22 protein-coding genes and 1 pseudogene are annotated in these 24,724 nt (G+C 65.8%); 7 read left to right on the top strand and 16 right to left on the bottom strand.

All coding sequences use genetic code 11. The annotated features are described in order from the left end of the window. Positions 1-36 precede the first annotated feature (36 nt). Positions 37-267, bottom strand: coding sequence for a hypothetical protein (locus ACWEV3_RS01065; RefSeq protein ID WP_452611919.1), 231 nt, complete (start codon positions 265-267; stop codon positions 37-39). Positions 268-459: 192 nt separating this feature from the next. Between ACWEV3_RS01065 and ACWEV3_RS01060 the strand changes: the two genes are divergently transcribed. Both ACWEV3_RS01060 and ACWEV3_RS01055 read left to right on the top strand, forming a co-directional pair. Next, positions 460-552, top strand: a complete 93-nt coding sequence (locus ACWEV3_RS01060) for an Lsr2 family DNA-binding protein (RefSeq protein ID WP_452612230.1) — start codon at positions 460-462, stop codon at positions 550-552. A 304-nt stretch (positions 553-856) separates the two neighbouring features. Then, positions 857-1,627: a hypothetical protein gene (locus ACWEV3_RS01055; RefSeq protein WP_452611918.1), complete on the top strand. Its 771-nt coding sequence runs from the start codon at positions 857-859 to the stop codon at positions 1,625-1,627. A 321-nt stretch (positions 1,628-1,948) separates the two neighbouring features. Here the strand turns inward: ACWEV3_RS01055 and ACWEV3_RS01050 are convergent, their stop codons facing one another. After that, positions 1,949-2,539, bottom strand: coding sequence for a hypothetical protein (locus tag ACWEV3_RS01050; RefSeq protein ID WP_452611917.1), 591 nt, complete (start codon positions 2,537-2,539; stop codon positions 1,949-1,951). 25 nt (positions 2,540-2,564) lie between these two features. Further along, a complete protein-coding gene (locus tag ACWEV3_RS01045) occupies positions 2,565-3,329 on the bottom strand; it encodes an EndoU domain-containing protein (RefSeq protein WP_452611916.1) in 765 nt (254 codons plus the stop codon). A gap of 107 nt (positions 3,330-3,436) precedes the next feature. Between ACWEV3_RS01045 and ACWEV3_RS01040 the strand changes: the two genes are divergently transcribed. Next, positions 3,437-4,297 (top strand): phosphotransferase, encoded by an 861-nt coding sequence (locus ACWEV3_RS01040; RefSeq protein WP_452611915.1) that lies wholly within the window; start codon positions 3,437-3,439, stop codon positions 4,295-4,297. Here the strand turns inward: ACWEV3_RS01040 and ACWEV3_RS01035 are convergent. The 3 genes from ACWEV3_RS01035 to ACWEV3_RS01025 all read right to left on the bottom strand — a co-directional run bounded on the left by ACWEV3_RS01035 (position 4,283) and on the right by ACWEV3_RS01025 (position 6,394). Then, on the bottom strand, positions 4,283-5,479 hold the full coding sequence (locus tag ACWEV3_RS01035; protein ID WP_452611914.1) for a JmjC domain-containing protein: 1,197 nt from the start codon (positions 5,477-5,479) through the stop codon (positions 4,283-4,285). The genes ACWEV3_RS01040 and ACWEV3_RS01035 overlap by 15 nt on opposite strands. Before the next feature lie 72 nt (positions 5,480-5,551). Beyond that, on the bottom strand, positions 5,552-5,701 hold the full coding sequence (locus ACWEV3_RS01030) for a hypothetical protein (RefSeq protein WP_452611913.1): 150 nt from the start codon (positions 5,699-5,701) through the stop codon (positions 5,552-5,554). 318 nt (positions 5,702-6,019) lie between these two features. Further along, positions 6,020-6,394 (bottom strand): hypothetical protein, encoded by a 375-nt coding sequence (locus ACWEV3_RS01025; protein ID WP_452611912.1) that lies wholly within the window; start codon positions 6,392-6,394, stop codon positions 6,020-6,022. A gap of 778 nt (positions 6,395-7,172) precedes the next feature. Here ACWEV3_RS01025 and ACWEV3_RS01020 point away from each other — a divergent pair. Together ACWEV3_RS01020 and ACWEV3_RS01015 are read left to right on the top strand one after the other, a co-directional pair. Further along, positions 7,173-7,355, top strand: a pseudogene (locus tag ACWEV3_RS01020) (helix-turn-helix domain-containing protein); the annotation flags it as partial. Positions 7,356-7,496: 141 nt separating this feature from the next. Continuing rightward, positions 7,497-8,390, top strand: coding sequence for a helix-turn-helix domain-containing protein (locus ACWEV3_RS01015; RefSeq protein WP_452612245.1), 894 nt, complete (start codon positions 7,497-7,499; stop codon positions 8,388-8,390). A gap of 93 nt (positions 8,391-8,483) precedes the next feature. Here the strand turns inward: ACWEV3_RS01015 and ACWEV3_RS01010 are convergent, their stop codons facing one another. The 5 genes from ACWEV3_RS01010 to ACWEV3_RS00990 form a co-directional block, all read right to left on the bottom strand. Next, entirely contained in the window at positions 8,484-8,774 is a 291-nt protein-coding gene (locus ACWEV3_RS01010; protein WP_452611911.1) for a hypothetical protein, read from the bottom strand. After that, a complete protein-coding gene (locus ACWEV3_RS01005) occupies positions 8,768-9,571 on the bottom strand; it encodes a hypothetical protein (protein ID WP_452611910.1) in 804 nt (267 codons plus the stop codon). Before ACWEV3_RS01005 ends, ACWEV3_RS01010 begins: the two co-directional genes overlap by 7 nt. A gap of 35 nt (positions 9,572-9,606) precedes the next feature. Beyond that, positions 9,607-9,888: a colicin immunity domain-containing protein gene (locus tag ACWEV3_RS01000; RefSeq protein WP_452611909.1), complete on the bottom strand. Its 282-nt coding sequence runs from the start codon at positions 9,886-9,888 to the stop codon at positions 9,607-9,609. Between the two features lie 49 nt (positions 9,889-9,937). After that, the gene (locus tag ACWEV3_RS00995; protein WP_452611908.1) at positions 9,938-11,242 is read right to left on the bottom strand and encodes a colicin D domain-containing protein; all 1,305 of its coding nucleotides are present in this window, start codon (positions 11,240-11,242) and stop codon (positions 9,938-9,940) included. 69 nt (positions 11,243-11,311) lie between these two features. Next, positions 11,312-11,602 (bottom strand): WXG100 family type VII secretion target, encoded by a 291-nt coding sequence (locus tag ACWEV3_RS00990; protein WP_452611907.1) that lies wholly within the window; start codon positions 11,600-11,602, stop codon positions 11,312-11,314. Positions 11,603-12,000: 398 nt separating this feature from the next. Between ACWEV3_RS00990 and ACWEV3_RS00985 the strand changes: the two genes are divergently transcribed. Together ACWEV3_RS00985 and ACWEV3_RS00980 are read left to right on the top strand one after the other, a co-directional pair. Further along, entirely contained in the window at positions 12,001-12,321 is a 321-nt protein-coding gene (locus ACWEV3_RS00985; protein WP_452611906.1) for a hypothetical protein, read from the top strand. A gap of 92 nt (positions 12,322-12,413) precedes the next feature. After that, a complete protein-coding gene (locus ACWEV3_RS00980) occupies positions 12,414-12,974 on the top strand; it encodes a non-canonical purine NTP pyrophosphatase (protein WP_452611905.1) in 561 nt (186 codons plus the stop codon). A 388-nt stretch (positions 12,975-13,362) separates the two neighbouring features. On the opposite strand, the gene ACWEV3_RS00975 is transcribed toward ACWEV3_RS00980, so the two are convergent. The 5 genes from ACWEV3_RS00975 to ACWEV3_RS00955 all read right to left on the bottom strand — a co-directional run bounded on the left by ACWEV3_RS00975 (position 13,363) and on the right by ACWEV3_RS00955 (position 24,502). Further along, on the bottom strand, positions 13,363-15,357 hold the full coding sequence (locus ACWEV3_RS00975; protein WP_452611904.1) for an ABC transporter ATP-binding protein: 1,995 nt from the start codon (positions 15,355-15,357) through the stop codon (positions 13,363-13,365). Positions 15,358-15,505: 148 nt separating this feature from the next. After that, positions 15,506-18,289 (bottom strand): pPIWI_RE module domain-containing protein, encoded by a 2,784-nt coding sequence (locus ACWEV3_RS00970; protein ID WP_452611903.1) that lies wholly within the window; start codon positions 18,287-18,289, stop codon positions 15,506-15,508. A gap of 28 nt (positions 18,290-18,317) precedes the next feature. Beyond that, the gene (locus ACWEV3_RS00965; protein ID WP_452611902.1) at positions 18,318-21,731 is read right to left on the bottom strand and encodes a pPIWI_RE_Z domain-containing protein; all 3,414 of its coding nucleotides are present in this window, start codon (positions 21,729-21,731) and stop codon (positions 18,318-18,320) included. Next, positions 21,724-22,899 (bottom strand): restriction endonuclease-related protein, encoded by a 1,176-nt coding sequence (locus tag ACWEV3_RS00960; protein WP_452611901.1) that lies wholly within the window; start codon positions 22,897-22,899, stop codon positions 21,724-21,726. The genes ACWEV3_RS00965 and ACWEV3_RS00960 overlap by 8 nt, the downstream gene beginning before the upstream one ends. Beyond that, positions 22,859-24,502, bottom strand: a complete 1,644-nt coding sequence (locus ACWEV3_RS00955; RefSeq protein WP_452611900.1) for a PD-(D/E)XK nuclease family protein — start codon at positions 24,500-24,502, stop codon at positions 22,859-22,861. The genes ACWEV3_RS00960 and ACWEV3_RS00955 overlap by 41 nt, the downstream gene beginning before the upstream one ends. Positions 24,503-24,724: the final 222 nt, after the last annotated feature.

The raw sequence follows: 24,724 nt of genomic DNA, 5'->3' as shown, positions 1-24,724 counted from the left end.
GGGCGCAGGGGCGTTTTCCGCGCCCGCGCCCGGCTTTCAGCTCGGGAGCTCGGTCAGCGGCCCGGAAAGCGGGATGACCTCGCCGGTGCAGCGGCCGTCCGGGTGCATCAGCCAACCGACCCGCTTGCGCGTCCGCAGGATCACCGAGCTGTTCAGGATGCCGCCCTGGGGCAGCAGGCGTTCGAGGCTGTCCTGCATGTTCATCAGGTCTGCCATGTCCGCCGTCCACGCGTTCACCACGAGGTTCGCCGACCCGGTCACCGACATGCACAGACGCACCCGGGAATCTTCGCGAATTGACCTGTCCATCGAAAACGCCGCCAAACTCCGCGACTCGCTGGCGTCTTTCGTGGCCAACGCACAGAAGACCGGTGGCCGCAAGCGCCGCCGCCAAGGCCGGCAACCCCTCTACGACGCCGACCGCGGCCGACCGCGGCCGACCGCGAACGAAACCAGGATATCCGAGATTGGGCCCGGAATCGGGGGATGCAGGTTTCCGGCCGGGGCCGCATTCCTGCCGAGGTCGTCGAAGCCTACGAGAACCAAAACTAAGATTCGCACGTTGTTGGTGCCTGGCGCGGATGCTTCCCGGGCACCAACGTGTGTTCTCGCCAAGAAATCCCAGGTTCGGTTCGCCTGCTTGGCCGAGCCTTTATGAACGACCTGATGGTCGCGGTTGCTGACAGGCAGCAATGGTGAGCGCGACGACGACACCGCGTGTGCTGGAGCAGCGGATTCCGTCGCGACACCGCCTGGTAGTTCCCGGCGATCCGATCCGCTGGCCGATCTCACCTTCGAGGTGCCGCATGGCCGTCGCGCTATGGCTGGGCTGTCGGGGTCTGGCACCATCTTGCGGGTGGAGCCGTTTGTATCAGGTGAGGTCGCTGAGTGGCTTAGCGATCATGAGCGGGCGCTGTTGCGCTCCGGCGAGTTGTTCGAGCACCCGATGTATCAATGTCTGCGGTGCGGGCAGCCCGGTGACATGGGCCGTGATGAGACCTCGGCCGTGGTGCTCTTGGCCAACAATGAGGGGACGCTGGGTGCTTTGGGGCGGGTACACGCAGCGTGCGGCCCTAGCGCGATACATAGCCGACGCGAGGTCGAGGAATGGGCTCGGGCGGGCAAGGCTCGTGGTTCGGGTCTGCCTGATGAGGTGTTCACGACCTGCCTTGAACTCGATGGAGTGCTGTATCCGGCCGTGATTGTGGTTCCGAGCGCGAATTTCAGGGTGTGGTCAGAGGGAACGGCAACTCCGGCTGATTCCTGTGTGGCGGAGATGCGGGAAAGCGGGTTTTCACTGGTCGAATTGCCTGGGCCGGCGCCGGTGCAGCGACTGCGGTGGATGGTGCGGGTCAAGCAGAGTCAAATGGTGACGATCACACGCCCTGGTCGGACTTGGTGGTCATGGCAGGAAGCAACCAAACCTGTTCCGCTGGGGGAGGAGTGGTTGTCGGCCGCGCGGGACAGGCGCCGAGTCGTACTGCTGGTTACAGGAGCTAGGTTGGCCAGCTACGGTGATGATGAAGCTAGGTTTCGTGCCGCGCTGATCTCGGCAGCCTCCCAGGGGCGGCTTGCAGGAGCCTTGGTGTCGGTGAACGGCGTGAATGCTGCCCGCATGACCAGCTGATCAGGTTGGGTTAGTGCGGTGTGCGCCAACGGCGGCCGGTAGCTCTGTTGGGCCCTTTTTGCCTGTGATGATCTAATACGGTGCGGTTCCTTCCCTCGGCTTCTTGATGCTCTCGGCGGGCTTAGGGGTTGCGTGGCGTGCCGCCGAGGGCTACAACGTCCGCATCAAGGACCAGCGAGCGGCGATCAACTCCGTAATGAACCTACGTTGCTGATTCATTCAAAGTTGGCTGTTGACGCAGAGATTCGGGCCGGAATCTTCGGCAGGGATCTTTTCGCGGTGCTTCCAGAACGGGCTCGCGGCAGGTCGCTGCCAAGCCGCTCAGGGCTGGTCGGTGACGTTCAACGAGGCGAGGGTGTTCTCGCGGTCGCGGATGTATGCGAGATCGGTAACCGCGGCCGGGCGGAACCAGTTCAGCAGAGCGGCGAGTGCGTCCCGTTCGGAAGGGCTGACCGGGATCTGCCGGGTAACCAGGCTCGCCGACAACAAGTCGACCAGCATCGACCACTCACCGACATGACTCAGGGTGCGGTACTCCTCCAGCCGGTCTGGTGGGAGGCGATCGGCCAGACGCTCCAGAAGGGCATGCGAATCCGCACTGAGCTTGCGCAGGTCCTCATGGGTGACGACCCGCGGCTGATCGGCGACCTCGATCGCCGCCAAGGTCTTGTCACGGTTACGGAGGTAGTCATAGTCGCCGGTAGGGACGGTATCCAGCAGCCGCGTCAGCGCCTCCTTCTCTGCAGGTGTCACTTCAGTGTGGCGAGCGACCAGCATTTTGCAAATTTCGTTGAGCAGCTGAGCCGTCTCGCCGGCTTCACCGAGTGCGCGGTACGGGGCCAGCCGACGCTTGGGGAGGCGATCGGAGAGCTGTTCCAGTAGCCCGAGGGCCGCCTGCTGGGCTGTGTCCATCGTCGTGTGGTCTCCGCTCACTTTTTCAGAGTACCGGGTGCGGGTTGCCGAACTTATCGTTCTGAACGACGCCCTCGCCACGTACGGGGAAACCAGTTTTGACCTGTCCACCGGGGGTCACATAGCCCTCGATCTCCACACCATCCCTGGTTCCGCGGACTCTGTAGTTCCCGCTCCTATCGGACAGCACTGGCGGGCTGTCCGGGTTCTTGGCTACATCCTCGACCGATTCGAGGATCTTGGCGTCGTCCCAGGACTCGGGGAACTCGGTCTTAAACGGGATTCCCGTGCCGTAAAAATGACCACCCGTATCATCAGCTCCGCCGTCGAGGATGTGAATTCCCTCAAGTTCCGGGAGATGGATGTCTGCCGGATTCGGCGCATCCCCGACAACATGGTCCCACGCACCGGCCGCGGCAGGCTGCTCACGAGGAAGATCGGCGGAGGGGCGAGGAGGGGCCGAACGCGCACGGCCGTCAGGTTTGGCACGCGCACTACCGGAGGAAGTACCCGTCGTGGGCGCTGGGCTCGCTCCGATGCTGCTCCCGTACGTCCTGATCTGATCAGAGCAGCGGCCAAGCACCTGCTGCGCCTGCATGAGCTGGTCACAGGCCACGCCGTATTCCGCCAGAACCTGTTGTGCCTCGACGTCGTTGGTTCCGTCCAGCACCGCGAGGCCAGCTTCGGCCTCGTCCCAGGCGAGCAGAGCGAAGTTGATTTGTTCCGCCGCGTCGGCGAGCTTGGCAAGCACCATGCCAAGTGCCTGGCCCACGTCCTCCACGGCAGACATGGGCGGGATCATGCCGGAGGCCCCTGACGCCGCTCCGCAGTTGAAGGACTACTGCTGGTCAGAACCGAGGGCGACGGTTGTGGTGTTGCGTTGGTACGTTGACCTGCATGGCCGACACCACCGCCCCTGTCGTCACGGCTACGCAGTCGTCTGCGGTTTTCGACGTACGTGAGAACCGGCACGAAGACGTGCTTGACCGTGCCGAACGAGCGTTGGACGTGCGGCTCGATCGGTCGTCCGTGGTGTACGGAGAACACGGGGCCACGGAGGGGTTCCGCACCAGCAACGGCACTTGGGCGAGAGTGGAACGCCGACAGCGGTGGCGGATCAATAGCGCGGTGTGGATCGGCTTGGAAGCCGCGGCCACGATTCGTGGGGTCAAGAAGCCCGAGTGGTTCCAGAGCGCTACGTGGTCCGATCCGGCTAGGGATGTCGTGTGGCGCGTGGACGAGGTCGAGCTGATCACCGCCCCTGTGGTGGGCGATCTTGCGACGGCCACGACGCTTCCGGATCCATGGTGGATGGGCTTGCGTGAGTCGCTGGCCGCGCTGGGGGCGCACCCGACCGAACGGGTCGGTATGAGCCAAGCTCACCTCACCAAGAGGATCAACGAAGTCTTCGATGGCGTCGATACCGTCGTGGACGAGTGGACGACCGCGCACACGGACCTGCATTGGGGAAACCTCTCCGTTGAGGGCCACATCATCGACTGGGAGGACTGGGGCGCGGCTCCGCGTGGGCACGATGCCGCGACTCTGTGGCAGTCGGCACTGCCTGATCCCCAGTTGGCTGCGCGGGTTCAACACGAATTCGCCGCTGATTTGGAGACCCGTTCGGGCAAGCTCGCGAAACTGTTGCAGTGCGCGAACGCGATCCGGGTTGCCGCCCGTCGCGGAGCGCCGACCCCCCTGTCGGAACCCGCACGGGCGGCTGCGGACGTTCTCCTTGCTGAGCTACGGGGTGCGTGAACCCGCGCCGATGTAGCCCGCTGCCAGTTCGTCGGTCAACTCGCCGCACAGCCCCTCATCGAGGAGGGTCCTGGCGAGCACTGCGGCGTCGACTCCCGTTGCCTCAGCGACCTGCTGAACGTTCACTGGGTTACCTGACAGCAGCCGGCGCAGCGCCGGTTCGGCCCTGGCAGCGAAGGTCAGTTGCTTGCCCACCGCGAAGACCTCGACCGCGGAGTCAGTGACGTCGATGCGCGGTGGAAAGTCGGTCACGCACACGACGTCGGTGATTGGCCCGAACATCCCGCCCGTCCTGACGTGCCGCCTCGATGGGCGCTCCTGTTCGCGGGTAGCGAGGAACACCTCCTGCGGGTACTCGGCCAGGAACTGCGGAACGCGCGCGGCGAGCGCGGCCGAGCCGCCGTCGCGGTCCAGGTCGTGCCGGAACGCTTCGTCGGTGCGGGATCGGTCTGCGACCCACGACAGCCAGTCCACCCCGGTGCGCTTCACGAAGCCGAACGTGGCGTGCAGGCTGTAGCCCGCACTGTCGCCGGCCCGGTCGGTGCGGGTGGCCTGGTGCCAGTAGCCGCGCGGGATGTGCATGACGTCCCCGGCCCGCATAGTGCCGGACCACACGATTTCCTCGGGCGGCTCACCGGAGTGTTTGGTGTCTCGGTACATCGGAGCAACGCGGCTGGTGCCGCGCACCTCCCAGGACTTCTCGCCGCCGAGCTGCACGATCAGGACGTCATGGTCGTCCCAGTGCAGATTGAACCCCGCAGCGTCGGCGGTGGTCAGGTAGGTGTTGACCTGCACCAGCTCGCGGGACCACCACTGCAACGCCTGGCAGGCGATCTCCATCGTGGGGTCGAACGAGTCGAGCGTGTCCAGCACGACGGTGCAGCCGTCGGTGAGGAACCGCGAGAGACGTTCCATGCGCGCCATCGACAAGCTCTGCCCACGGCGGGTCACCGTGTTGCGCAGGTACCGGTCCGGGTGCAGTTCTTCACCGTGCTGGAACACCCGGAATTGGGGAAATGCCAACGCCCGGCGCATGATGACATCCAGCAGACGCGTCGGCGTCAGTATCCGTTGGCACACCTTGGGATCGCACATGCGGCCATGAGCGAACCCGGTTCCGAGCGGTCGAGAATCGTTCCATCCCAATGCTTTCTCGATCGACTCGATCAGAATGTGGTGCACAAATCCCTCCAGTTGTAAGAAAGGTGGGCAGACCGACGAGCGCGCCTCGGTCTGCCCACCGTCACTTCGCGGTTACTCCGGGATGTTCAGCCCGTCTCCGCCCTGATCGCCGTGCCCGTCGCCACCGCCGGACTTGGACGGGTCCCCGTGCGAAAGGTCCACGCGGTCACGTACGACCGACACGTTCTTCACGCCGAGCACCAGGTTGCTCTGCTCGCCCATCTGCTTCCCTCCTTTCGTTGCTCGTTGTTCACGCCGGCGCGAGTTGCCAGCGCTGCCTACCTCCGTTCAGGCGCCGTTGCCTGCCCGGAGGAAGTCCCGGACTGCTGGCTCAGAGAATCCGCCGCAGTCCTTCGAAGATCTGCATCAGCTGCGGTCGAGTCGCCGCCGCAAAACTCCGGTGGAGTGGGCGTTCCTCCACCTGCGGCAAGACCTGCGTCGGCAGGTCGCCACTGAGGTCACCGGACCAGGCACTTACCAAGCCGTCGGGTGCCCGATCGGCCGCATGCCTACCCACGATGACCACCGGCCTACCGGGCATCAGAGAGGTCCGGGCAGCAGCAACAGGCCACTGAACCTACGTCGGCTGATCGTCGGCGCTCCGGGAAAACCGTGCGGCGGCAATGCCAGCAGCTCGGTGATGACCGCCTCGACGCTCCCAGTGTGCTGCCACAACGGGTCGCCGTCCGGATAGTCCTCGGTTCTGATCCGCGCCGAGCTGGCTTCGTTCATCCCGCGGATCGTGAAGCTTTCGACCACGCCGTAGCTGCACCACCGCTCGGCGTAGATCGCGGCGAGCTCCTGGCCTTCGCCATCGCTCAGGTGCAGGAATTGGAACCCTGCGTCAATCGCCCGCAGGAGGGCGTCGTGGTGGGGGGCTTCTTCGCTGGTGAATGGAGTCGGCGGCATGAGCATTCCTTGGGGTGGTGGTACACGGCGGGCCTGCCGGTGTCGGGGGGTTCACCGCGACAGGCCCACCGTGGCCGGGCTCTGGCCAGTCCGTTCGGGGGGCACACGGAGTGACGGACCGACCAGAACGTCTGTGGAGCAGACGCCGCACCAGAGCGACTTGCGGTGGCTATGACGACGCCGGTCCGACTGGAGATCGAAGCCGGTCATCGTGGCGCGGGCCCGAACGTAGAGTTCGCACCGAGGGCAACGTCCGCCTGGGGGGACGATCAGCGAGACCGGCGTGACCGAGTGACCGCAGACTGCCCGGGCGTCCCGCCCGCCGTGGCATGCCTGTGTCGCCTCCTCGTCGGTGACCGCATGGCTGCGGCCGTCGGCGCCGCTCGTGAACCACGTGATGAACAGGCGTTGGGATTGCAGAGTCATCGCTCACCTCGATCTGTTTGAGGGGCGGCGGGCGGCGCGCGGAGTCTGGGAGTCCTGGAAGCTCCGTTGGACTCGACGCTGCGCCGCCCGCCTCATCGCCCGGCCACGCCACCTGGGGGTACAACGCGGCCGGCGGTCCTGTTACCGATGGAGCACGCGATCCTGACCAACGGCTGGCGTGCTGATCAGCTCCGTTGTGTTCATGGCGACCTCCCCGTGGGTCTACCGTGCAGATACAAACCGTGACGTTATGACTACTCACGGGCGTGAACTGACAAAAAATTGACAAAGATCGAGACCGGGGTGGAGGCGGTAAAATGCCGTGTAAGCACGCGACCGACAGCCGGAGGGCAGCGTGATGGACCAGCCAGAAGACGGCATAGGACGACGAGTCGCCCAATCACGGAAGCTGGCAGGGCTTACACAGGAGCGCCTGGCCGAGAGGGCCAACCTCTCCGCATCCCTTGTTCGCAAGGTTGAGCAGGGCAGGGCTCCAGCATCGCCAGCCTTCGTCTCGGCAGTGGCACGGGCTCTGAATACCGGGGTCGCCGACCTACTCGGACAACCCTTTGAGCACCGCCATAGCCGGGCCGAACACCGAGTGCATTCCACGATTCCGCCGTTGAGGCGGGAGCTTGCGGCCTACAACATTCCACCGGATGAGTCGGTTCGCCCCCGGCCAATGGATCAGTTGGCCGCCGCTGTCGCCCATGCATCCGGCCACCGTCACGCAGTCAATCTGGACGCCCTCGGCGCTGAACTTCCCGGCCTACTGGCCGAACTACGGGCGAAGGCCTGGAGTAGTTCAGGTACCGATCAAGAGCAGGCGTACTGGCTGCTTGCCGAGGCGTACTACGCGGCAAGTCAGGCCGCATACAAGCTCGGCTACATCGACCTGTCGTCGCTTGCGGTTGACCGTTATGAGTGGGCGGCCGAACGCAGCGGTGACGAACTCGCTGTCCTAGTTGGACACTACCAACGCGCAGGCGAGATGATAGGTGCAGCCGACTGGGGCAGCGCCCTCCGACTGCTTGAACAGAGTCGTGCGCGAATCGAAGACCGAGTCCGCGGTGACGATGCGCCGGCGATAGCCGTGTGGGGCAGCCTGCACCTCAAGTCCGGCCTGGCCGCTGCCCGATCCGGAAACCTCGCCAGCGCTGACGCCCATTGGCAGGAAGCCCAGGAAGCCGCCCAGCGGCTCGGAATCGACCGCGATGACTACCGCCTGTGCTTCGGGCCGACGAACGTCAACATCTGGTCAGTGGGACTCGCAGTTGAAGCGCTCGACGGCACTGAAGCGGTGAAGCGTTCCGAGCGCTTCGAGATCCCCACGAATACCCAGCGTGAACGATCCGGGCATCACTGGATCGACGTAGCGCGAGGCTTTTTACTGCACGGCGATCATGAGAAGGCCACCCAGAGCCTGTACAAAGCAAAGGAAATCGCTCCGCAGCAAGCCAAGTACCACCCGATGGTTCACGAGACGATCCGAAACCTCGCGACAGCACGCCGTCGTGCAGATCCGGTGGCGCGCCTAGCCGCGTGGGCAGGCGTTCAGAACGCCCAACTCCCTTAAGTCGTAAGCCTTTCGCAAGCCTGAAGCCCCGTTGCCCTGATCCGGGAAACGGGGCTTCAGCTCGTCTGTCGCCCAAGGACGCAGCATGAGCCGTCAGTTGTCGGGGTGCAATTCGGTCCGTCGTTGCCAATACGACTGCATCGTGTTGTGGCACAGTTCATCGGGGCATTCTTCCGTCCATGGGGAACCCATTTGCATCTCCTCTCCGAGGTGCGCATCCTGAGCGCCGAGCAGCCAACTCGCGCAGCCTGCCGTCGCCGTCCGGGCGAAGCTCCAACCGCGGACTCCGCAGAGCCAGACCAGCAAATGGCCACGGATCTGGCAGCTCGGCGGGTGGCTGGTGTTGAAGGGGCGTCGGGTGATGTCGTCCTGCAGTGTCAACACCCGGCGTCGTTGTCCAGGATCGTGAGCGCCCGGCGAATAGTGCTGTCATTACCGAGGAAGCCGTCATTGACAAGTCCTGCGATCAAACGCGCTTCTGGTTCGTCCTGGATGCCGCTGCCGTGCACGTAGCTGGCGGGTGGGAGCGTCGCGCTGGTCATCCGGCCGGTACTGAGCAGCTGGTGGAGAAGTCTGTCAACGATGTTTGCGTGCCTCTGTGCCCAAAGCGCCTCGATCTTCTCGTCAGAGAAGCCGAGTGGCGCGAGGTCCAGTTCGAACACCCAGCTCCTTCCTGATCGTCTAATCACCGTGTAGGGCATCCCTGCTGCTTGGCACCGCTGCCACACCTCGTTGCCTGACTTCACCGCTCGAACCTCCGGTACGACCTCGCGGAGCGCGGCGTCGGACCAACCACAGTTGTCGCACCGGACCCACCACGGACGAACGTCTCGATCAGTCGAGACCTCGGCGTTCGCCAGAACGCCATGGAATGCGCCGGCACAGGTGCACTCACATTCGTTCGGATCCTGCCCCGCTGCGACAAGGCACTGCGGCGAGCACTGGCCGGCGCGCACGAGATCGCCAGCACGCACGGTGGGTAGCTCGATTCTCATCTCGGGCACGTGGTTCACATCTCCCTGCTCTCCCCCAATCGGCCCAGTGTGCCGTAGGAGATCACCCGCTATTTTCCCGATCATGCCCGCCGAAATGCTGGGAAGGGTGCAGGCGGCTACGTCGTCCTCGGTCAGGTCGCCGTTGCCGTCGATCGCTTGCTGGCCCCACCGGAGCTGGTGCTCCAACCCGTTTCGTGTTCAAGCGGTGCCCGGCATCGGCTTCAGTTCGTGGTGCGGCCGGTTTCCAGTTTGGTCAGGGCCTCGGTCGCACGTTCGTGGAGTTGCTGGTCGTCGAGGTCGTCTTCGTCGCGCAGGTCAGGGTCGGCGACGTATTCGTCGCAGTCGAGGAACAGGTCGTTGAGGATCTCGTAGACGGGTTCGGGGAAGTGGCGGGTCGCTGCCTTGAACATCGCCATATACTGTTCCTCGAACCGGGGCGCTGAGATCTTGCCCGACGTGAACGCGCGGATGAGCCCAACGTAGTCGGCGACGTCGTTGCTCATGCTCTCGCTCCTGGCTGGTTGCATTGGTGGGCGCACCGTGTTGGCGGCATCATAGCTTTCCTCTGGTCAGGACGTTGGTGAGCTGGTCAGGGTTGAGTCGCCAGCCGCTGAGGAACTCGCCGGTGGGTTTTTGCATGACGAACAGTCCGGTGGTCTTGTCGACTTGGAAGAACACCGGGTCTCCGCGGTAGGTGCCGGACATGCGCTCGAGGTCGGGTCGTTGAGTGAAGTCGCGGATGGCGTTCTCGAACTCGTCGAATGCTTCTTTACTGCGTGGCTTGTCGACGCCGAAGTCGGGTGCATGCCGGTCGTATTTCTTCTCGATCTGCTTGCGGTCGATCTTGAGTTCCGGCGCGCTCGTCTCACCGGTGCCGACCCGCTCGCCGACCTGGGTGGTTTCAGTCTGGGTGACGTTGGGGTCGGGGGTGTTGTTGATGGCCATGGCCAGAGTGGCGTTGGCTTCGACTGCGACCACGGTCGTGACCGCGCCACCGAGGGCGATCACGAACTCCGTGGCGACTGCGGCCATCCGCACACCCGCGGCGTCCAGGACCGCAGCCCCGGCACCGCCTTCCACCGCAAAACCCCCGACCGGTGTGGTCAGCAGGGAAGCGACGAACGCGATGCCTGTGACGACGGCGAGCTCCAGGCTTGTTTCCTCAACGATGTCGCCGATGGTGTTGCGGGTGCGTTCGACCGAGATGGCATAGTCGCTGCAACTGTTCGCCAGCGCATCACACGTGGCGGGTAGTGCGGAGATGAGTGTGCTATCGCCGGCGGCGACCTTCTGCCAGAACGACTCCAGCGCATCGAGGTCTTCGGCGATGTTGTTGCTGGCCAGCGACTGCAATCGGGCGTGTAGGTCATTGGCTATGTCAGTGAGGCTGTCACGTGCTGCGGCGAACGCGGCGGCGACGTCGTGCATTTTGTCGACGTGGCCGTTGGGGTAGTAGGGGTTGACCCAGTCCGAGATCGTGGCCAGCAGGTTCGTGTCCCCATCGCCCAGAATCGGAGGAGGCTCGCTGGCGGCGGGACACTTGTCCGGCCAAAGTGGAGCGAAACCCTCGCCTGTGTCGACACTGGCAGCCTCGGCGTCGGCCCGGCGGTGATTGTCGGCAGAGATCGCGAGACCTCGGGCGATTCCACCCAGGAGCTCGTGAATCCGCACGAACCCGGCGAAGAGGGTGCGCACTGCGGGGGTGTAGGACTCGGAGAACTTCTGTGCGGGCTCGTCATTGCCCGCCGCGCCACTGAGCTCCCCAAGGCTACGGGTGAGGGCCTCGTAGCTGCGCATGACCTGGTTCTGGCCGTCGACGAAATCCTGGGCGACCCGGTAGTAGTCCTCGGGACGCACATCAACCGGGATCCCCGGACCTGGCTCCGGTGCCGGCGCCAGCGGAGGCAGAGGTGCGGACACGACGCTTCAGACCTCCCAGACGTGGGCGTTCGCACGCACCGCTGAGGCTTGATTGCCATGGGCGGTCACCAGGAGCTGGTGCATCTCGCGCACGGTCTCCCGCATCGCCGCCACGGCCTGATCCCACTCAGTCTGAGCGGCCTGGTAAGCGTCTGCCGCCTCACCATTCCACGAACCCAGGAGCCGTGCCACGACGCCCTCGAGCTCGGTCAGCTGGAAATCGATCTCATCGACCGCCCGCCGGAGCGCGTCTTCGCCTTCCTCCAGAGCGCGGAAATCCACCGCGATCTGACCCACCCCGCAACCCCCAGCAGACATCAAAACACTCGGTCAACCAGCGGACGAGCCTCACACAGGCGAGCACGCCACCACAACCGATCCGATCAAGTTCCGCACGACATCACCCAACAAGACCAACCGGATTGCCTCAGCACACCAGCAGCAACCGGACTGGCGAGATGCGGCTAGCCCAGGCACATGGTCCGTATCGCCGAGCGAGGTATAGCAACGCGAACTTCAGCTCGGACCGCCGTGGGCAACCCCAGCTGGCGCACCGTCTTCCGAAAATGGCGGTGGCGTTCGCTAGCACGATTCGCTGCTCAGCGGACGCACGACACCTCCGATGAGGTGAAGCTACGAAGCAGGAAGCGATGAAGGCGACAGAGTTGTCGGCTCACTCTGACAAGGTGACCAGGGTGAGCACCGTGTCAGACCTGCCCGCCGTCGACGAACTCCGCGTCGCGATGGTCGCAGAGATGCGAGAACGGGGTTTTCTCCACAGCGATGAGATCGCCCAGGCGTTTCTCGCGGTCCCGCGGCACGAGTTCGCGCCGGAGGTGTCGCTGGAGGCCGCCTACGCTCTGGACGTCGTACGGACCAAGTTCGATGAACACGGCACGACGATCAGCTCGGTGTCCGCACCGCACAGCCAAGCGATGATGCTCGAGCAGGCCCAGATCATCCGTGGCATGCGTGTGCTGGAAATCGGCTCCGGCGGCTACAACGCTCTCTGGTAGTCTCTCGCCTTCTCAAACCCGACACCGTGTCGCCCGCTTGACCCATTTTGGGAATCACTGGCTGAAAATCATCGAAACCGAGAGAAGTCGTCGTGAGCACCAGCACCACCCTAACCCTCATCACGGGCAATGAAGGAAAAGCTCGGGAATACAGCGCCCTTCTCGGCATTGACGTCGCTGCAGTCAAGATAGACCTCGAAGAGATCCAGGAACTCGACGTGGTCGCCGTTGTGCTCCACAAAGCCACCAACGCCCACAGCAAACTCGGTACCGCCGTTCTCGTCGACGACACTGGGCTGACCGTCCATGCCTGGAACGGGTTCCCTGGTGCCCTGATCGCCTGGTTGCTCAAGGCACGTGGTGTGGCCGGCATTCTTGAGTGGGCCGCAACGCTGACTGACCGTCGGACAACGGTCACCACCGCGATCGGCTACGCCGACGCCGAGGGAGTTCGAATCTTTACCGGCGCGCTGCACGGAACGTTGGCGACCGAACCCCGCGGCGCCAACGGCTTCGGCTACGACTCAGTCTTCATCCCCGACGGGGAGAAGCTCACCTACGCTGAAATGACTCCCGAGTACAAGAACACGATTTCGCACCGCAGATTGGCAGTCGACGAGCTACGCAAGGGCCTCGACCTACCTGTGACTTGATCGTGCGGGGTCGCGTACCGGGGCAACTGCTCGGTACCCCTTCCAGCGACTCCGGTGCGAGCGCTGCCGCATCGACAGTTCCTCAACCTTCGACCTGAGCGATGTCGGCAGTCCCGGTGGCAGTCAAGATCGTGCACATCACACGTCACACGAAGTGCGGTTCGGCGATCGGCAACGGCGGAGTACTACGCCGCCCAGCATGGTGGGCTCGATGTCTGGCAAGTACGGAATATTCCGCAGACACAAGAGCTCACCACCAATACGTACGGACAACTGCGGCGCGACTAGACGCTGATCTTGTGGCGTTAGTAGTGGTGTTGGCTCGCCGCCACGAGCGTCGCTTTTGCGGCGACCCTGGAGAGGCCGTGGTGTGTTGGTGCGATCGACTTCATTGGGTATCGGCGGCGTTTCGATAGGCCTGCGCTTGGAGTGAGTACAGCTGGTGATACTGGCCTTGGCTGCCGAGCGCCATTAGTTCCTGATGTGTGCCGGACTCGACGATGCGGCCTTGATTGAGAACGAGGATGCGGTCGGCGCGGGATACGTTGGCGAGGCGGTGTGTGACCAGCACGGTGGTTCTGGTGGCGCGGTCACTGTTGGCTGAGCGGCTGATGTTGGTGGCGTGTTGCAGCCCAGCGAATACGCGTGCCTCGGCTTTCGCATCGAGTGCGGCGGTGGGCTCGTCAGCGACGAGGATAGCGGCGTCACGGTAGATGCCGCGGGCGACGCCGATGCGTTGCCATTGGCCGCCGGAGAGGTCTTGGCCTTGCCGGAACTGTTTGGATACCACCGTTTTTTCGCCGTGTGGTAGGGAGTTGAGCACTTCGTCGGCTCCTGACTTTGAAACGGCTGCATGCCATGCTGCGTCATGTGTGGCGCAGTCCAGGCGCCCGATGCGGATGTTGGTTCCGGCGATCATGGGCCAGCGTGCGGGTTCCTGGGCGATCACAGCGATCTGCTCGTAGACCGAGCGGGTGTCGGCGGTGGCCAGGTCGACGTCATCCCACCAGACGGTGCCGTGTGTGGGTGGGTAGAGGCCGGTGAGGATTTTGCCGAGGGTTGTTTTGCCGGAGCCGTTTTCGCCGACCAGGGCGATTACTTCGCCTCGGCGCAGGGTCAGGTTGATGTTGTGCAGTGCCGGCTGGTCTTGGCCGGGGTAGGTGAAGGAGACGTTGTCCAGGCGGATGGTTTCGGGGTCGCGTGGTGCGGTGATTTCCGAGACCGGCGGGTGGTGTTGGAGTGCCTCGTGGAGCAGTTTTTCGTAGAAGCGAAGGTAGAAGGAGTGTTCGTAGAGCCGGTTGATCGCGACCATGGTGCTGTTCAGTGCGGAGGTGGCGGTGCGCATCGCCATTACGGCGGCGCCGGCCAGTGCCAGTGGCATCACCGTCAGATACAGCAGGATTCCTAGCACGATGTAGGCGAGTGCGGTGCCGGTACCGGACAGAGTGCGCCCGAGTAGGCGGACGAGGCTTTTGCGGTGTTCCAGGCGGATCGCTTCGTTGGTGACGTCGGTGGCGACGCGCCGGTGCTCGGTCAGCAGGACATCGTGCAGGGTCAATGCTGTGCGTTCGGCGGCCACATCGCGGGCGACGAGGAGGTTTTCGACGACGTGCAGCCGCATCCGGCGGGAGACCATGCTCAGAAACGAGCGGTAGCCGAGTTTGGCGCTGGTCATGGCTGCCCAGGCGTCGGCGGCGGTGGCTAGCAGCAGGACCGGAACCAGCCAGGGGCTGAGAAGCCCGGTCGTGACCATAGCTGCGGTCAGGGACACCAGGGAGGCGGTGACTTCGGCGATGTTGCGGACACTGTTTTCCGTAGCCATCACACCGTGATAGCCGCCCTGACGGGCGAGCTCGCGGAAATCGGCGTCTTCCCACGTGATCAGGGCGACGCCGGCGACGGCGGTGTTGATCTCATCTTGGGCGGCGTGCCGTACCCGGGGAGTCAGCGTGCCCTGCACGGCGCTGACGGCGGTGTCCAGCAGCCCGCGCAGCGCGAACGAGGCGACTACGACTGCGATGGCCGGAAGCGATTCGATGACCCGCTGCGGGGTGGGGCCGGATTCCAGCAGTACGGTCAGTGCATTGGCGGTGGCGAACAGCCCGAAGGCGGTCGTGCATCCGGACAGCAACTGGACGATGCCGGCCAGCAGCGTCAAACGCGGCGCGGTGGCCCAGGACAAGCGCACGATGATCGAGGCCGTGGCGGGCAATTCCCGCAGCGTCTGCCACAGGCTTGCGTCGGCGACCTGCTCATCGACCGAAGCCCACCGGGGGGGTTCGAGGTCATCGACACCGATCAGCGTTCCCGGGCGCCCTGCGGCGCGATCATCGGTTGCCGAGGATTTTGTCGGGGCTGTGGCCTGGGCCTGCTGCTGAGACATCAGCGGTTCTGATCCTCCCGTTCGCAATGACAGGATGCCGTCGAGACCGGCACGCGAGTGGTGTGTCGCGAACCGGCCCCTGCTGGATGCCGAAGGTGACCGCACGACGTCCGGCTCTGCCGGAGGCCGGCCGTCGCCGGGCGTGGTTTCAGGCGGTCTCTGCGGCTGATTCGGTCTCGTTGCCGGCGGGGCCGTCATCGGGCTCATCGTCGTGCGGGAGTCCGTACTGGTCGGTGAGTTCGGCGAGATGCTGGATCAGCGGCAGCCCGAGGGCCTCGCGGTAGTCTTCGGCGAATCGTTGCTGGTGAAGGAACATGGCCCATTGCTCGGCTTCGGTGGCATCAGGGAAGCCGAGCATGGCGAACTGAAGGAGTTCGGGGTTCCAGGCGTTCTTATCGGGGCGGATCTCCGCCTTCTCTTTCGGGGTGATCCGGTGGGTGAGTTTCGTTGATTCCACGGAGAGCGTGTGGGTTCCGGGCTTGTCGCTGGTGCTGTAGAAGATCCGGTTGCTCTCATCGTGGCCGGCCGGTTTCCACAAGCCCTTGCTGATGCCACCCGACTTGCCGCCTGATGGGTCGGTCTTGGGTGCCCACCACTGCGGGGTTTCATCGCGGTCGCTGGTGGCGATGCGGGCGATGCGGAGGTTCTGGCCGAACAGCCGGAGGCGTTGGGCGGGGCCATTTCCGAGCTGGATGCGGTTGGGGAGCAGGCCGCTGTTGGTCAGCCACGGCCACCGGGTCCGGGTGTTCTGTGCGTGTGTGACCACGAGTGTCGGGGTCCCGCGCAGGGTGTAGAGGGTGTTCTGGACGAAGGCAGCGACGGCTTTGGTCTGCTGATCGGCGGTGGCGAGGTCCTCGGGGCGGATGTGGCCGGTGAGTGCGACGAGGAGCTGGGGGTAGGGAACCCACCCGGCCGTGTCCGGTGTCCGGCCGAGGATGGACTTGTGCCCGGGGCGGATGAGGATCGCGACCGGGGTGAATTGCGCCCGGCCCATCTCGCCTGCGGCTTGCCGTTTGACGAGCCAGAACGCGAGCTGGTTGAGCCCCTCGGGGATCGTGTCGTTGCCCAGCGTGTGCTCGGGGACGAGCCGCATTCCCAGCTGGCGCAGCCCGTCGGCCCATGCCGCAGCGGCGCGGAACTCCGAGTCATCCTCGGGATCGTTCGGGTCCCGAGGTGTGAGGAACTGGCTGACCATGCCGGTATCGGCGCAGCCGAGCCGGATGGCGAATTTGGGGTCGCTCCGTCGCCGTGTGAACTTCTTCCGGCCGTCGAGTTCCACGAAGGTGATGATCGTTGCTTCTCCGAGTTCGGTGGCGAGGTCACCTAGGCGAGAGGCGACCGCCGACCGGCGGGAGCCGATGGCGTCGAAGTGTTCTTGACCTTTGCGCGGGGTTTGTTCGCCGTTGCCCAGTGGAGCGCCCAGGGCTCCGAGCTCACGGGCGTGAATGCGCACGCGCAGATCGGGAGTGTCCCAGCTCCACACCTCTGGGCCGGTTTCCTCCCGGTAGTCGGCAAGGCCCAGGCTGGCTTCGGCGGCGGTGATGAGCTGCTGGCGCATGTGCCCGGACTGATACAGCAGGACCGCGGTCAGGTCCCGGCCGTCGAGTGCCCGTGCCGTGTACTCGCGACGCAGGACCGCGTTGTCGAGGTCGATGAGTCGATTGGTGGCGAGGGCGTCGTCGATCTCCTCGTCGGTCGCGTCCTTTTTCGGGACGGAAACCTTCGGGGTCAGGACCTTCGCCGGTTTCTGCTTGATGGTGCTGCGGGTCAGTACGGGTGCCGGGATGAATTCAGGCTCGAGCGCGGCACCGGCCCATTCGGTCAGGCGGCGTCGTTCGGCGGGCATGAGCCCGGCGCCGATGCCGTGCCAGCCCATCATCGTGTGGTGGCTGGCGGCACCCTGGATTCCGTCCCGGCCCGGGATCCAGGTGTCGGGTTCTTTCGCAAAGACGTCGGCGGCGGGCAGCTCGTCGATGGCACTGACGCGGGCGAGCATCCCTTCGGGGCCGCCTTGGGCCCATTCGATCTGGCGGGTGCGGGGGTTCCAGGCGAACTGGGCGACAGCGAACCGGCCGGGTTGTGGGCTGTCGGTGAGCAACGGTTCACGGGTGAGCAGGTAGGCGGACACGCGTTGCGTCCCGGACATCGACACCGGGCCCGACACCCACCGGCGGATCCGGGTGCTCAGGTGAATCCGGGGGATGGGGGAGAACGGCACGGTGCGCAGCGAGACCGCGATCACTGCGGAGTAGTACCAGTCCCGGTGCGTGCCGTAGCGTTTGCGGGACTCGGCGCCCGTGACCTTGGTGGTGTGCTTCAGCGGCGGCCAGGACATCAGTTCGGCGCCACCGGCGCGGGTGTCGACTGCGACGCGGTGGAAGCGCACGTATTCACCGCAGAATTCATACGGCGCCTGCGCGGCGATGCGGTCGGCGAGGATCTCCGGCAGGAGCCGGTACAGCCGGGACGCCGGCATGCAGGTCCCGCCCGGTGAGATCTCGTGCTCCAGCAGATTCACCGTTTCCGGCTGCCAGCGCAGCTTGTCGACATCGAGCGTCCGTGCGGTGTCCCGGAATCGCTGGAAGGCCTCCGTGCTGGGTTGCAGGCTGCGCAGCCATGCATAGACCAGGCGGGACAGCAGGCGGGGCGGGTAGTCGGTACGGCTGTAGAGCCACGGCTGGGTCGCGTCGAACGAGGCGTTGGCGTCGACGGTGACCAGATCCGGTGCGACAGTGCGGATCAGCGAGTTCAGCGACCTGATCGGCACTTCTTTGATCCTGGCCTGCGCTGCCTCGGCCTTGCCGGACTTGTACAGCTCCACGATCGGTTCCCGCCAGGACGCGGGGAAGGCCAGGGTGTGCAGATCGGCCTCGAAGGCTCCGTTGCCGGGGTCGGGAATGAACGTGGCGGGCTGGATTTCGTTGAACACCATAGGAATGCGTGTCCTTCGTGGTCGCGGGTCAGTCGAGGTCGGCGAGCGCCTGGTAGAGCGGCTCGTAGAGGGCTTTCACGAGCGAGCGGTCCAGCGGCGTGGTGTCCGGGGCGCCGGTGAAGTACGGGGCGAGGACGGCGCGCATGCTGGCCAGCAGGCTGGTCTCGGGGGTGTCCACGGCCTGGAAACCGGCCTGGCGGGGCGCGAAGGCGGCGTCGACGAACACCACCCGTGCCGGAACTCCGCCGCGGACCAGGCGGCCGATCACCTGCCACATGACCACCAGCTGGTCCCAGGTGAAGCTGATCTTCTCCTGCGGGGTCAGGCTGCTCCACGCCATCCGGCGGGTGAGGAACCGGTTCCATTCCTGGCCTGCGTGCTTGCGGAAGGCCAGGGCGGCCAGGTTGGGGGTGCCTGCGGTTCGGGCGTCGGCGTGGAAGCGGTGGGCGGGGTCACGGATCTGCCGGACCGCCCAGTCGTTGATCGCGTGAATGGCCAGCGCGATGTCGTCGGGGCGGGGGTGCGGCCGGGCGAGGAAGAAGACGCTGCCGATGGCGGCCTTGCCGCCCGGCAGGACAATGTTGTGGCCGCGCTCCACTGCCAGCAGGGGAGCCACGAGGATTTCGCTGCCGGTGTCGGGGAATTTGGTCAGCTCGCCGCGGCGGAGCACCATCCAGCTGTTGTCGAGGTCGGCGTCGTCGGAGACGAGTTGGGTGACCCGCCCGCTCCATTCCGGGATGGCATCGAGGTGCCGTGCCGCGTGCTTGGCCTCGGCGTAGCTACCGACGAGCAGCAGGATCCGGCGTCGCTGGCCATCGTCGATGTCGGCCAGTTCCGCGTCGAGCATGCTCGGGGCATCGCCGAGGCTGCGGTCGGGGATCGCGAGCTGGTTGAGCATCTGCTCGAGGACTTTCTCGCGATCCTCCACACCGCTTCCCGACAGCTTCAACGGTCTTGTGGTGCCCGGCCAGTACAGGAAGTGCGGGCGCATCGTGGTGCCGAGGATCGCGGCGACCTCGTCGCCGTGCGGGCGCAGGACGGCATCGACAGGGGCATGGACGTGGTAGCGGGTCGAGGTGCCGGCCCAGCTGGTCGCCGACATCAGCAGCACGTTCGGTCCGGGCCGGTCATCCACGGCAGGAATACCGGGCAGGGCCAGCAGCAGTTCGCGGCCGACGCCGCTGCAGCGGAAGAACCGCAGCTCGCCGCTCTGGTCGCCGTCGCTGGTGCGTTCCCCGAGCTGGAACTGGAACCCGAGGACGTTGCCCATGGGGGATTCGGGGATGACCGGCTCGTAGTCCTTGGGCGGCCGGCGGGACAGGACGTTGGACGTGGCCTCGAGGTTGAGCGCGGCCTCCACCCGGGGCCACAGCGTCGTCATCCGGTCCAGCCGGTGGTGCAGTGCGGCCAGGATGAGGGTGAGCTCGAAGCGCGAGGCGTGGGTTTCCAGGTCCTTTTCGATGTCCGGGTCGTGCTCGATGAGGTCGAGCAGCACCGTGCGTAGCCGCTGGCGGACCTGCGAGCCGCGGTCGGCGTGCAGCAGCTGCAACGTCAGATGCACCAAGGTGTTCGCGGCCGGCGTGATGCGATCGGCATCATCGCGGGGCGTTTTCTCCTCCAGCGGATCGTCGCGGAACTGGTCGAGCACGGCCTGAATGTGGTTCATCCGGGCCTGCCGCTGCGGTGACGCTGAGCCCGTGATGTCGGGGCCGTCGGGTGGGGTGAGGTCGGGAAACCAGGACCGGATCAGCCATTCCTGCAGCGTCCACGCGTTGAAGTAGTCCACGCTGATCCAGCTGCGCAGCGGCGGTGTGCCGATGAGCAGGGAGTACAGGCGGTCGGTGGCCGCGGACACGGTGTCGACGGCGCCGGTCCAGTCATCGACGTCCTCGGCCGACAGCTGCAGCCGGCCCCTCCGCGCCAGCTCGGCGACCTTGTGGCCGGCGACTTCGTCCAGCCACGAGTTCGGTGATTGTCCCGCCAGTGTGGTGGCCGGGGCGAACGCGCGGTCCAGCTGCATCTGGACACGGTCGGCCTCGTCGACGATCACCAGGTCGCTAAGGCGGCAGGCCGCCTCCAGGTGCCGGAGACGTTCGGACTGCAACGCCAGTGGCAGGCCACTGTGGACAAGGCTGGCCGGGGTCGCGACCCAGATCTGGGCATCGACGAGACGACGCGCCGCATGATGACGCGGACACACCGACCACAACGGGCACCCGTACCGTGTCCGGCGTCCCGTCCCACGCGAACCGGCGGTGGTGCCGGTCCCGCCGAGGAGATCGTCGGTGTCCGAGGGGAGAGGTTGCACCGGGTAGAGCGCGGTGCAGGGGGCCTCAGCGATGCGCAGGGGACGGCGTGCTTCCAGTCCGCGTAGCGCGTCCAGCGGGCAGGCACTGCTGAGGTAGTCGAAGCTGGGGTGGTCGTGGCCGAGCATCGTGTCGGCTCCGGCCGAGGCCATGCGCCGGTGCAGGCGTTCGAGGTTGCGCTCGCGTGTCGAGTGCCCGATCACCGGGGCGGCATCGATGCCGAGGCGGGTGAACTGGTCGACGATTGCCAGGGTTTCGGCGACGTCGCCGACGACGATGGTGATGCGCCGCCCGGACGTGGTGGCGGCCCAGAACGCGAGGATGTCGCGCAACGTCGACTTCCCGGCGCCCACCATGCCGACCAGGTTCATCAACCGGTCGATCCGCAGCCGCCCGGACTCGGTGAATTCACCGGCGGCGTCGTCGCGGATCAGCAGCTGCACCCGGCCCAGCCGGCGTGCCCATTCGTTGGGTTTGCCGGGCAGCTTCTGCTCGATCGCATCCATCGAGGCCGCAGCCTGTTCCAGCTCGGCCCAAGTGACCTCCACCGGATCCCCGCCACGGGCTACGGAGCCGTCGAGGTCGTGCCCGACCGGCGCCGGTATGCCCTCCAACAGCTCCGCCGGGATCTCCACCGAGTAGCGCCGGTCGCGCACATAGAACTCGTACTCACCCGGCTCGGCCATCGGCAGCGGTTGCCGGGCGAACTTCGGCGGCGTGGTCAGCAGCGCTTCGTATTCCTTGAAGCGGTGCGGCGCGCGGCTTGGTTCACGCGGCGTCGGCTCACTGTCGACACTGGCGAGGAGATATCCGCGCAGCTCCTCGGGAACGCGCAGGTAGGCCTCGACCGCGCGGGTCCATGCCCGGCGGCGCCGCATGTCCCACAGGTAGTGCCGACCGCGCATCACCCGCAGCGACGTGTCGGCGGCCTGGGCCCCGAACACCTCGCTGTAGGGGTAGCCGCCGAACAACGTCCACGCGTCCTGCGCGGTGTGTCCCGGCATCGCCGAGCGCAGCAGGTAGAGCCCGAGCTCCACATCGAGCATCTGCCCCGCAGAAAAGTCCGGGAGGGTGTCCGGCCAGACCGGGGTGAGCTGGCCCAGCAACCGGGCGTGCCAGCCACTGCGTTCACGCATGCGCCACCCCCGTGCCCTCAGCGGTGACCTCGTCGGTGCCGGTGCGGCGCAGTTCCCGGTCCACCCGCGCCAGGAGCTCGGTGTCGGAGATCAGGCCGATCTGCCCGGCCGTGTCGGGGCGGTGGTGGGCGAACACCCGGGCGTAGTCCTCTCGCTCGTCAAACCGGTACTGCGGCACGACCAGAAACCCTTCGTCGTAGGGCGGATCGGGCCGCAACGGCCCCGCACCGCGGCCCAGCAGCGCGGGATTGGCACGGTCTTTCACATCGATCGCCCACACCCGCCCGCGCGGGAGAGTGATCCGAAGGTCATAGGCGTCGAAGTTGGGCCACATCTGCGGCCGGAGTCCGCGCTCGATCAGCGCGGCTTCCAGATCGGTTTCCGCCAGGCCGGGTCCGGTGATGAACATCCGCATCGGCCGGCTGAGCTGGAACACACCACCACCCCTGCGGGCCTGCAGCGTCGCACCGACACGGGGATGCTGATCGCGCCGGCACCGGTCCAGCTCGCAGACGTAGCGGTCCCGGCCCACCGGCACCAGCAAGCATCCGCACCGCGCGCACACCGCATACGCGCCGTCACGCAGATACGACGCGGGCGCCGGCTCGTAGCAGCGGCTGATCACGGGGTGGAGCAGTTCCAGGTCCAAGTCGTCAGCGAACGCGGCGCGTTGCGCATCGGTGAGCACCGGCCGTTCGATCAGAAGCCGTCGGAACGCGGTGTAGGACTCCGGTGCGCCAGCGGCCCGGCATTCGGCGATCGCCGTGAGCATCAGCTGGTTCTCGATGTGCTCGGCGGCGACGTCGCGCGCAGGGATCCGCCATTCCCAGCACTGCTGCGTCGGGGTCTGTGTCCGGGCGTCGACCAGCGTGGCTGCCGGATCGAAGTCCTCCGGCAGCGTCCATGGCCATGTGCCGTCGCCGATCGGGTGCGTGGCAGCCCACCGCACCATGTCCGGCACACTGCCCGGCGGAGTGCGGTGTTTCCGCACACACAGCAGCACCAGCTGGTTGTAGGTGCTCTGCACGGTGGCGTCGTAGACACCTTCGGAAGGGCCAGGTTGCTGCGAGAGCCGCACGAGCGCGCTGGCCACCATCTTCAACAGGGGTTCACCGTCGAAAATGGACTCATTGTTCGAATGCTGTTGCCGACTTGGCACCGCTGTCATGATCCTTTCCCTCGGCATCTGGGCCGGGATAGCTGGGGCACCACCGTGATACCGGACACCACTGACAGTGATCGTCTGGTCGCGCTTCGAACGTGCGATCCGCCCGCCACGGCGCGGCCAGCTCACGCAGCACCGTGCGGGCCGTTTCCACCCGCTCGTCGTCGCCGGGGTCGATCAGCACGACGTCCGCGCCCGTCGGCCGCAGGATCTCCAGCTCGACACGGCCCGCTCCGCCAGGGCCGAGCGCCCCGGCGGCCAGAACCAGCACACCGAGTGCCAGTTGCGGGAATTCCCACAACGGATCGGTGAAAGACCTCTTGGCCTTCTGGGTCGTCTTCAGCTCACGCCAGACCCACTGCCCGGCTTCCTGGTACACCAGATCCGGCTTCGCCAACACCATCGCCCGCGCGGTGGTATCGAAAAACGTCAACCGCCGCTCTGGCCAGACGCTTTCGATCTCCGGTGCCTCACGGAAGGGACACACCTCAGCGTGGTGGGCCAGCATCCGGACCCCGGCGTCAGCCAGATCCCCGGTGACCTGCCATGTCCCGGCGGACCAGCCCGTCCCCAGCGGCGGCAGAGGCCGCGACCTGCACGCGTCCGGACCGGCCTCGTGCGCCTCTTCCAGCCAGGCGTGCACTGCCTGCCCGAGTTCCGCTTCGCCGCTGTATTCGTAGGCGCGCGGCAGATGCACGGAGCGCAGATAGGCCTGAGCCGGGCATCGGCGGTAATAACGGAGACCGGAGACCGACACCGTCCGCAACGGCCCCTGCGAGGCCTCGAGCCCCAGCAGCCCCGGGGTCCGGCTCGGCCCTTCACACACCGCGACCCGTTTGCACCCCACACATCCGAACCCCGGAACCACATCGCCGCCGGCGGCGATCTCGCCGACCTGGTTGCGGCCGTGCTCAGCGAAATAGTTCTCGACATCGGCCGCGGTCCCCTCGAACAGCGGCTCCACAGAACCATCGGCCAACCCCACGCTGACTACGCGGACGTGCTCGGCACCGGTCCGGCCGCTCGGGTGAAACGGTTCCGACCACGGCTTCGGCCACACCGCTGGGGTACCGAATGCGGTGACATAGGCAGCGATCGCAATCGCGGTCGCCTCGTCCCGCCCATCAACCAGTGCGTCGCCTTGCCGCAGGAACCGGAACTCCCGCAACCGGCCATCCACCGATTCATACCGGCGCCCCCACGCATACAGCTCCCACACCACCGACTGCGTGATCCGCTGAGACACCCATAACTCACGGACCGGCCTCAAGCCGACCCCATCGTGCTGGTGCGACTCCAGATACACGCGCGCCGCATGTTCGGCATAGCCGATGACCCCGGGGTGCCTTCGTTCCTTCTGATGTCGGATTTCCGCGATGGCCTGCTCTGCGGTGACCCCATCGAACTCGACCCTGTCCACGGCGTCCATCACCGGGCGAAGAACGAAACCATCCCAGTACTCATCAGGAAAGCGTCTCGCCGACTGTGACCGTGGCCGTGCTTTCCACGCCAACGACGAGGGGCATGTCGCATCGACCGCGCGTCCCGCGCTGGCCCCGATACGGACTAGATCAACAACCGGCAGCGCGACGTTGTGCTGCTGCATTCGCTCACCGCTCATTCAGAAGATCCCCGGCTTGGCGTACAAGGACAGTGAGGCTCGGTCGGCGGCCCACGGTCTCACAGAACAGCGGCGTGAACGCTGTTTCATGTGCTCCCCCAGGCGGGGGGGTCACGGTCGGCAAGACGGAAGAACCCCCTGGCAAAACGGTTGTCGTACCGAGAACAGCCCACCACCCCCACGGCGGCCGGCGATGCGCGCTGCGCA

It is taken from the genome of Saccharopolyspora sp. NPDC003752, from assembly GCF_053605825.1.
This window is presented reverse-complemented; position numbering and strand designations above follow the sequence as displayed.

Coding starts and splice junctions, on each gene's coding strand:
- ACWEV3_RS00970 (WP_452611903.1), bottom strand. CDS start 18,289: ATGGTGTTCAACGAAATCCAGCCCGCCACGTTCATTCCCGACCCCGGC.
- ACWEV3_RS01025 (WP_452611912.1), bottom strand. CDS start 6,394: ATGCTCATGCCGCCGACTCCATTCACCAGCGAAGAAGCCCCCCACCAC.
- ACWEV3_RS00975 (WP_452611904.1), bottom strand. CDS start 15,357: ATGTCTCAGCAGCAGGCCCAGGCCACAGCCCCGACAAAATCCTCGGCA.
- ACWEV3_RS01065 (WP_452611919.1), bottom strand. CDS start 267: ATGTCGGTGACCGGGTCGGCGAACCTCGTGGTGAACGCGTGGACGGCG.
- ACWEV3_RS01045 (WP_452611916.1), bottom strand. CDS start 3,329: ATGTCTGCCGTGGAGGACGTGGGCCAGGCACTTGGCATGGTGCTTGCC.
- ACWEV3_RS01015 (WP_452612245.1), top strand. CDS start 7,497: ATGGATCAGTTGGCCGCCGCTGTCGCCCATGCATCCGGCCACCGTCAC.
- ACWEV3_RS01040 (WP_452611915.1), top strand. CDS start 3,437: ATGGCCGACACCACCGCCCCTGTCGTCACGGCTACGCAGTCGTCTGCG.
- ACWEV3_RS00955 (WP_452611900.1), bottom strand. CDS start 24,502: ATGCAGCAGCACAACGTCGCGCTGCCGGTTGTTGATCTAGTCCGTATC.
- ACWEV3_RS00965 (WP_452611902.1), bottom strand. CDS start 21,731: ATGCGTGAACGCAGTGGCTGGCACGCCCGGTTGCTGGGCCAGCTCACC.
- ACWEV3_RS01030 (WP_452611913.1), bottom strand. CDS start 5,701: ATGGGCGAGCAGAGCAACCTGGTGCTCGGCGTGAAGAACGTGTCGGTC.
- ACWEV3_RS00960 (WP_452611901.1), bottom strand. CDS start 22,899: ATGACAGCGGTGCCAAGTCGGCAACAGCATTCGAACAATGAGTCCATT.
- ACWEV3_RS01050 (WP_452611917.1), bottom strand. CDS start 2,539: ATGGACACAGCCCAGCAGGCGGCCCTCGGGCTACTGGAACAGCTCTCC.
- ACWEV3_RS01000 (WP_452611909.1), bottom strand. CDS start 9,888: ATGAGCAACGACGTCGCCGACTACGTTGGGCTCATCCGCGCGTTCACG.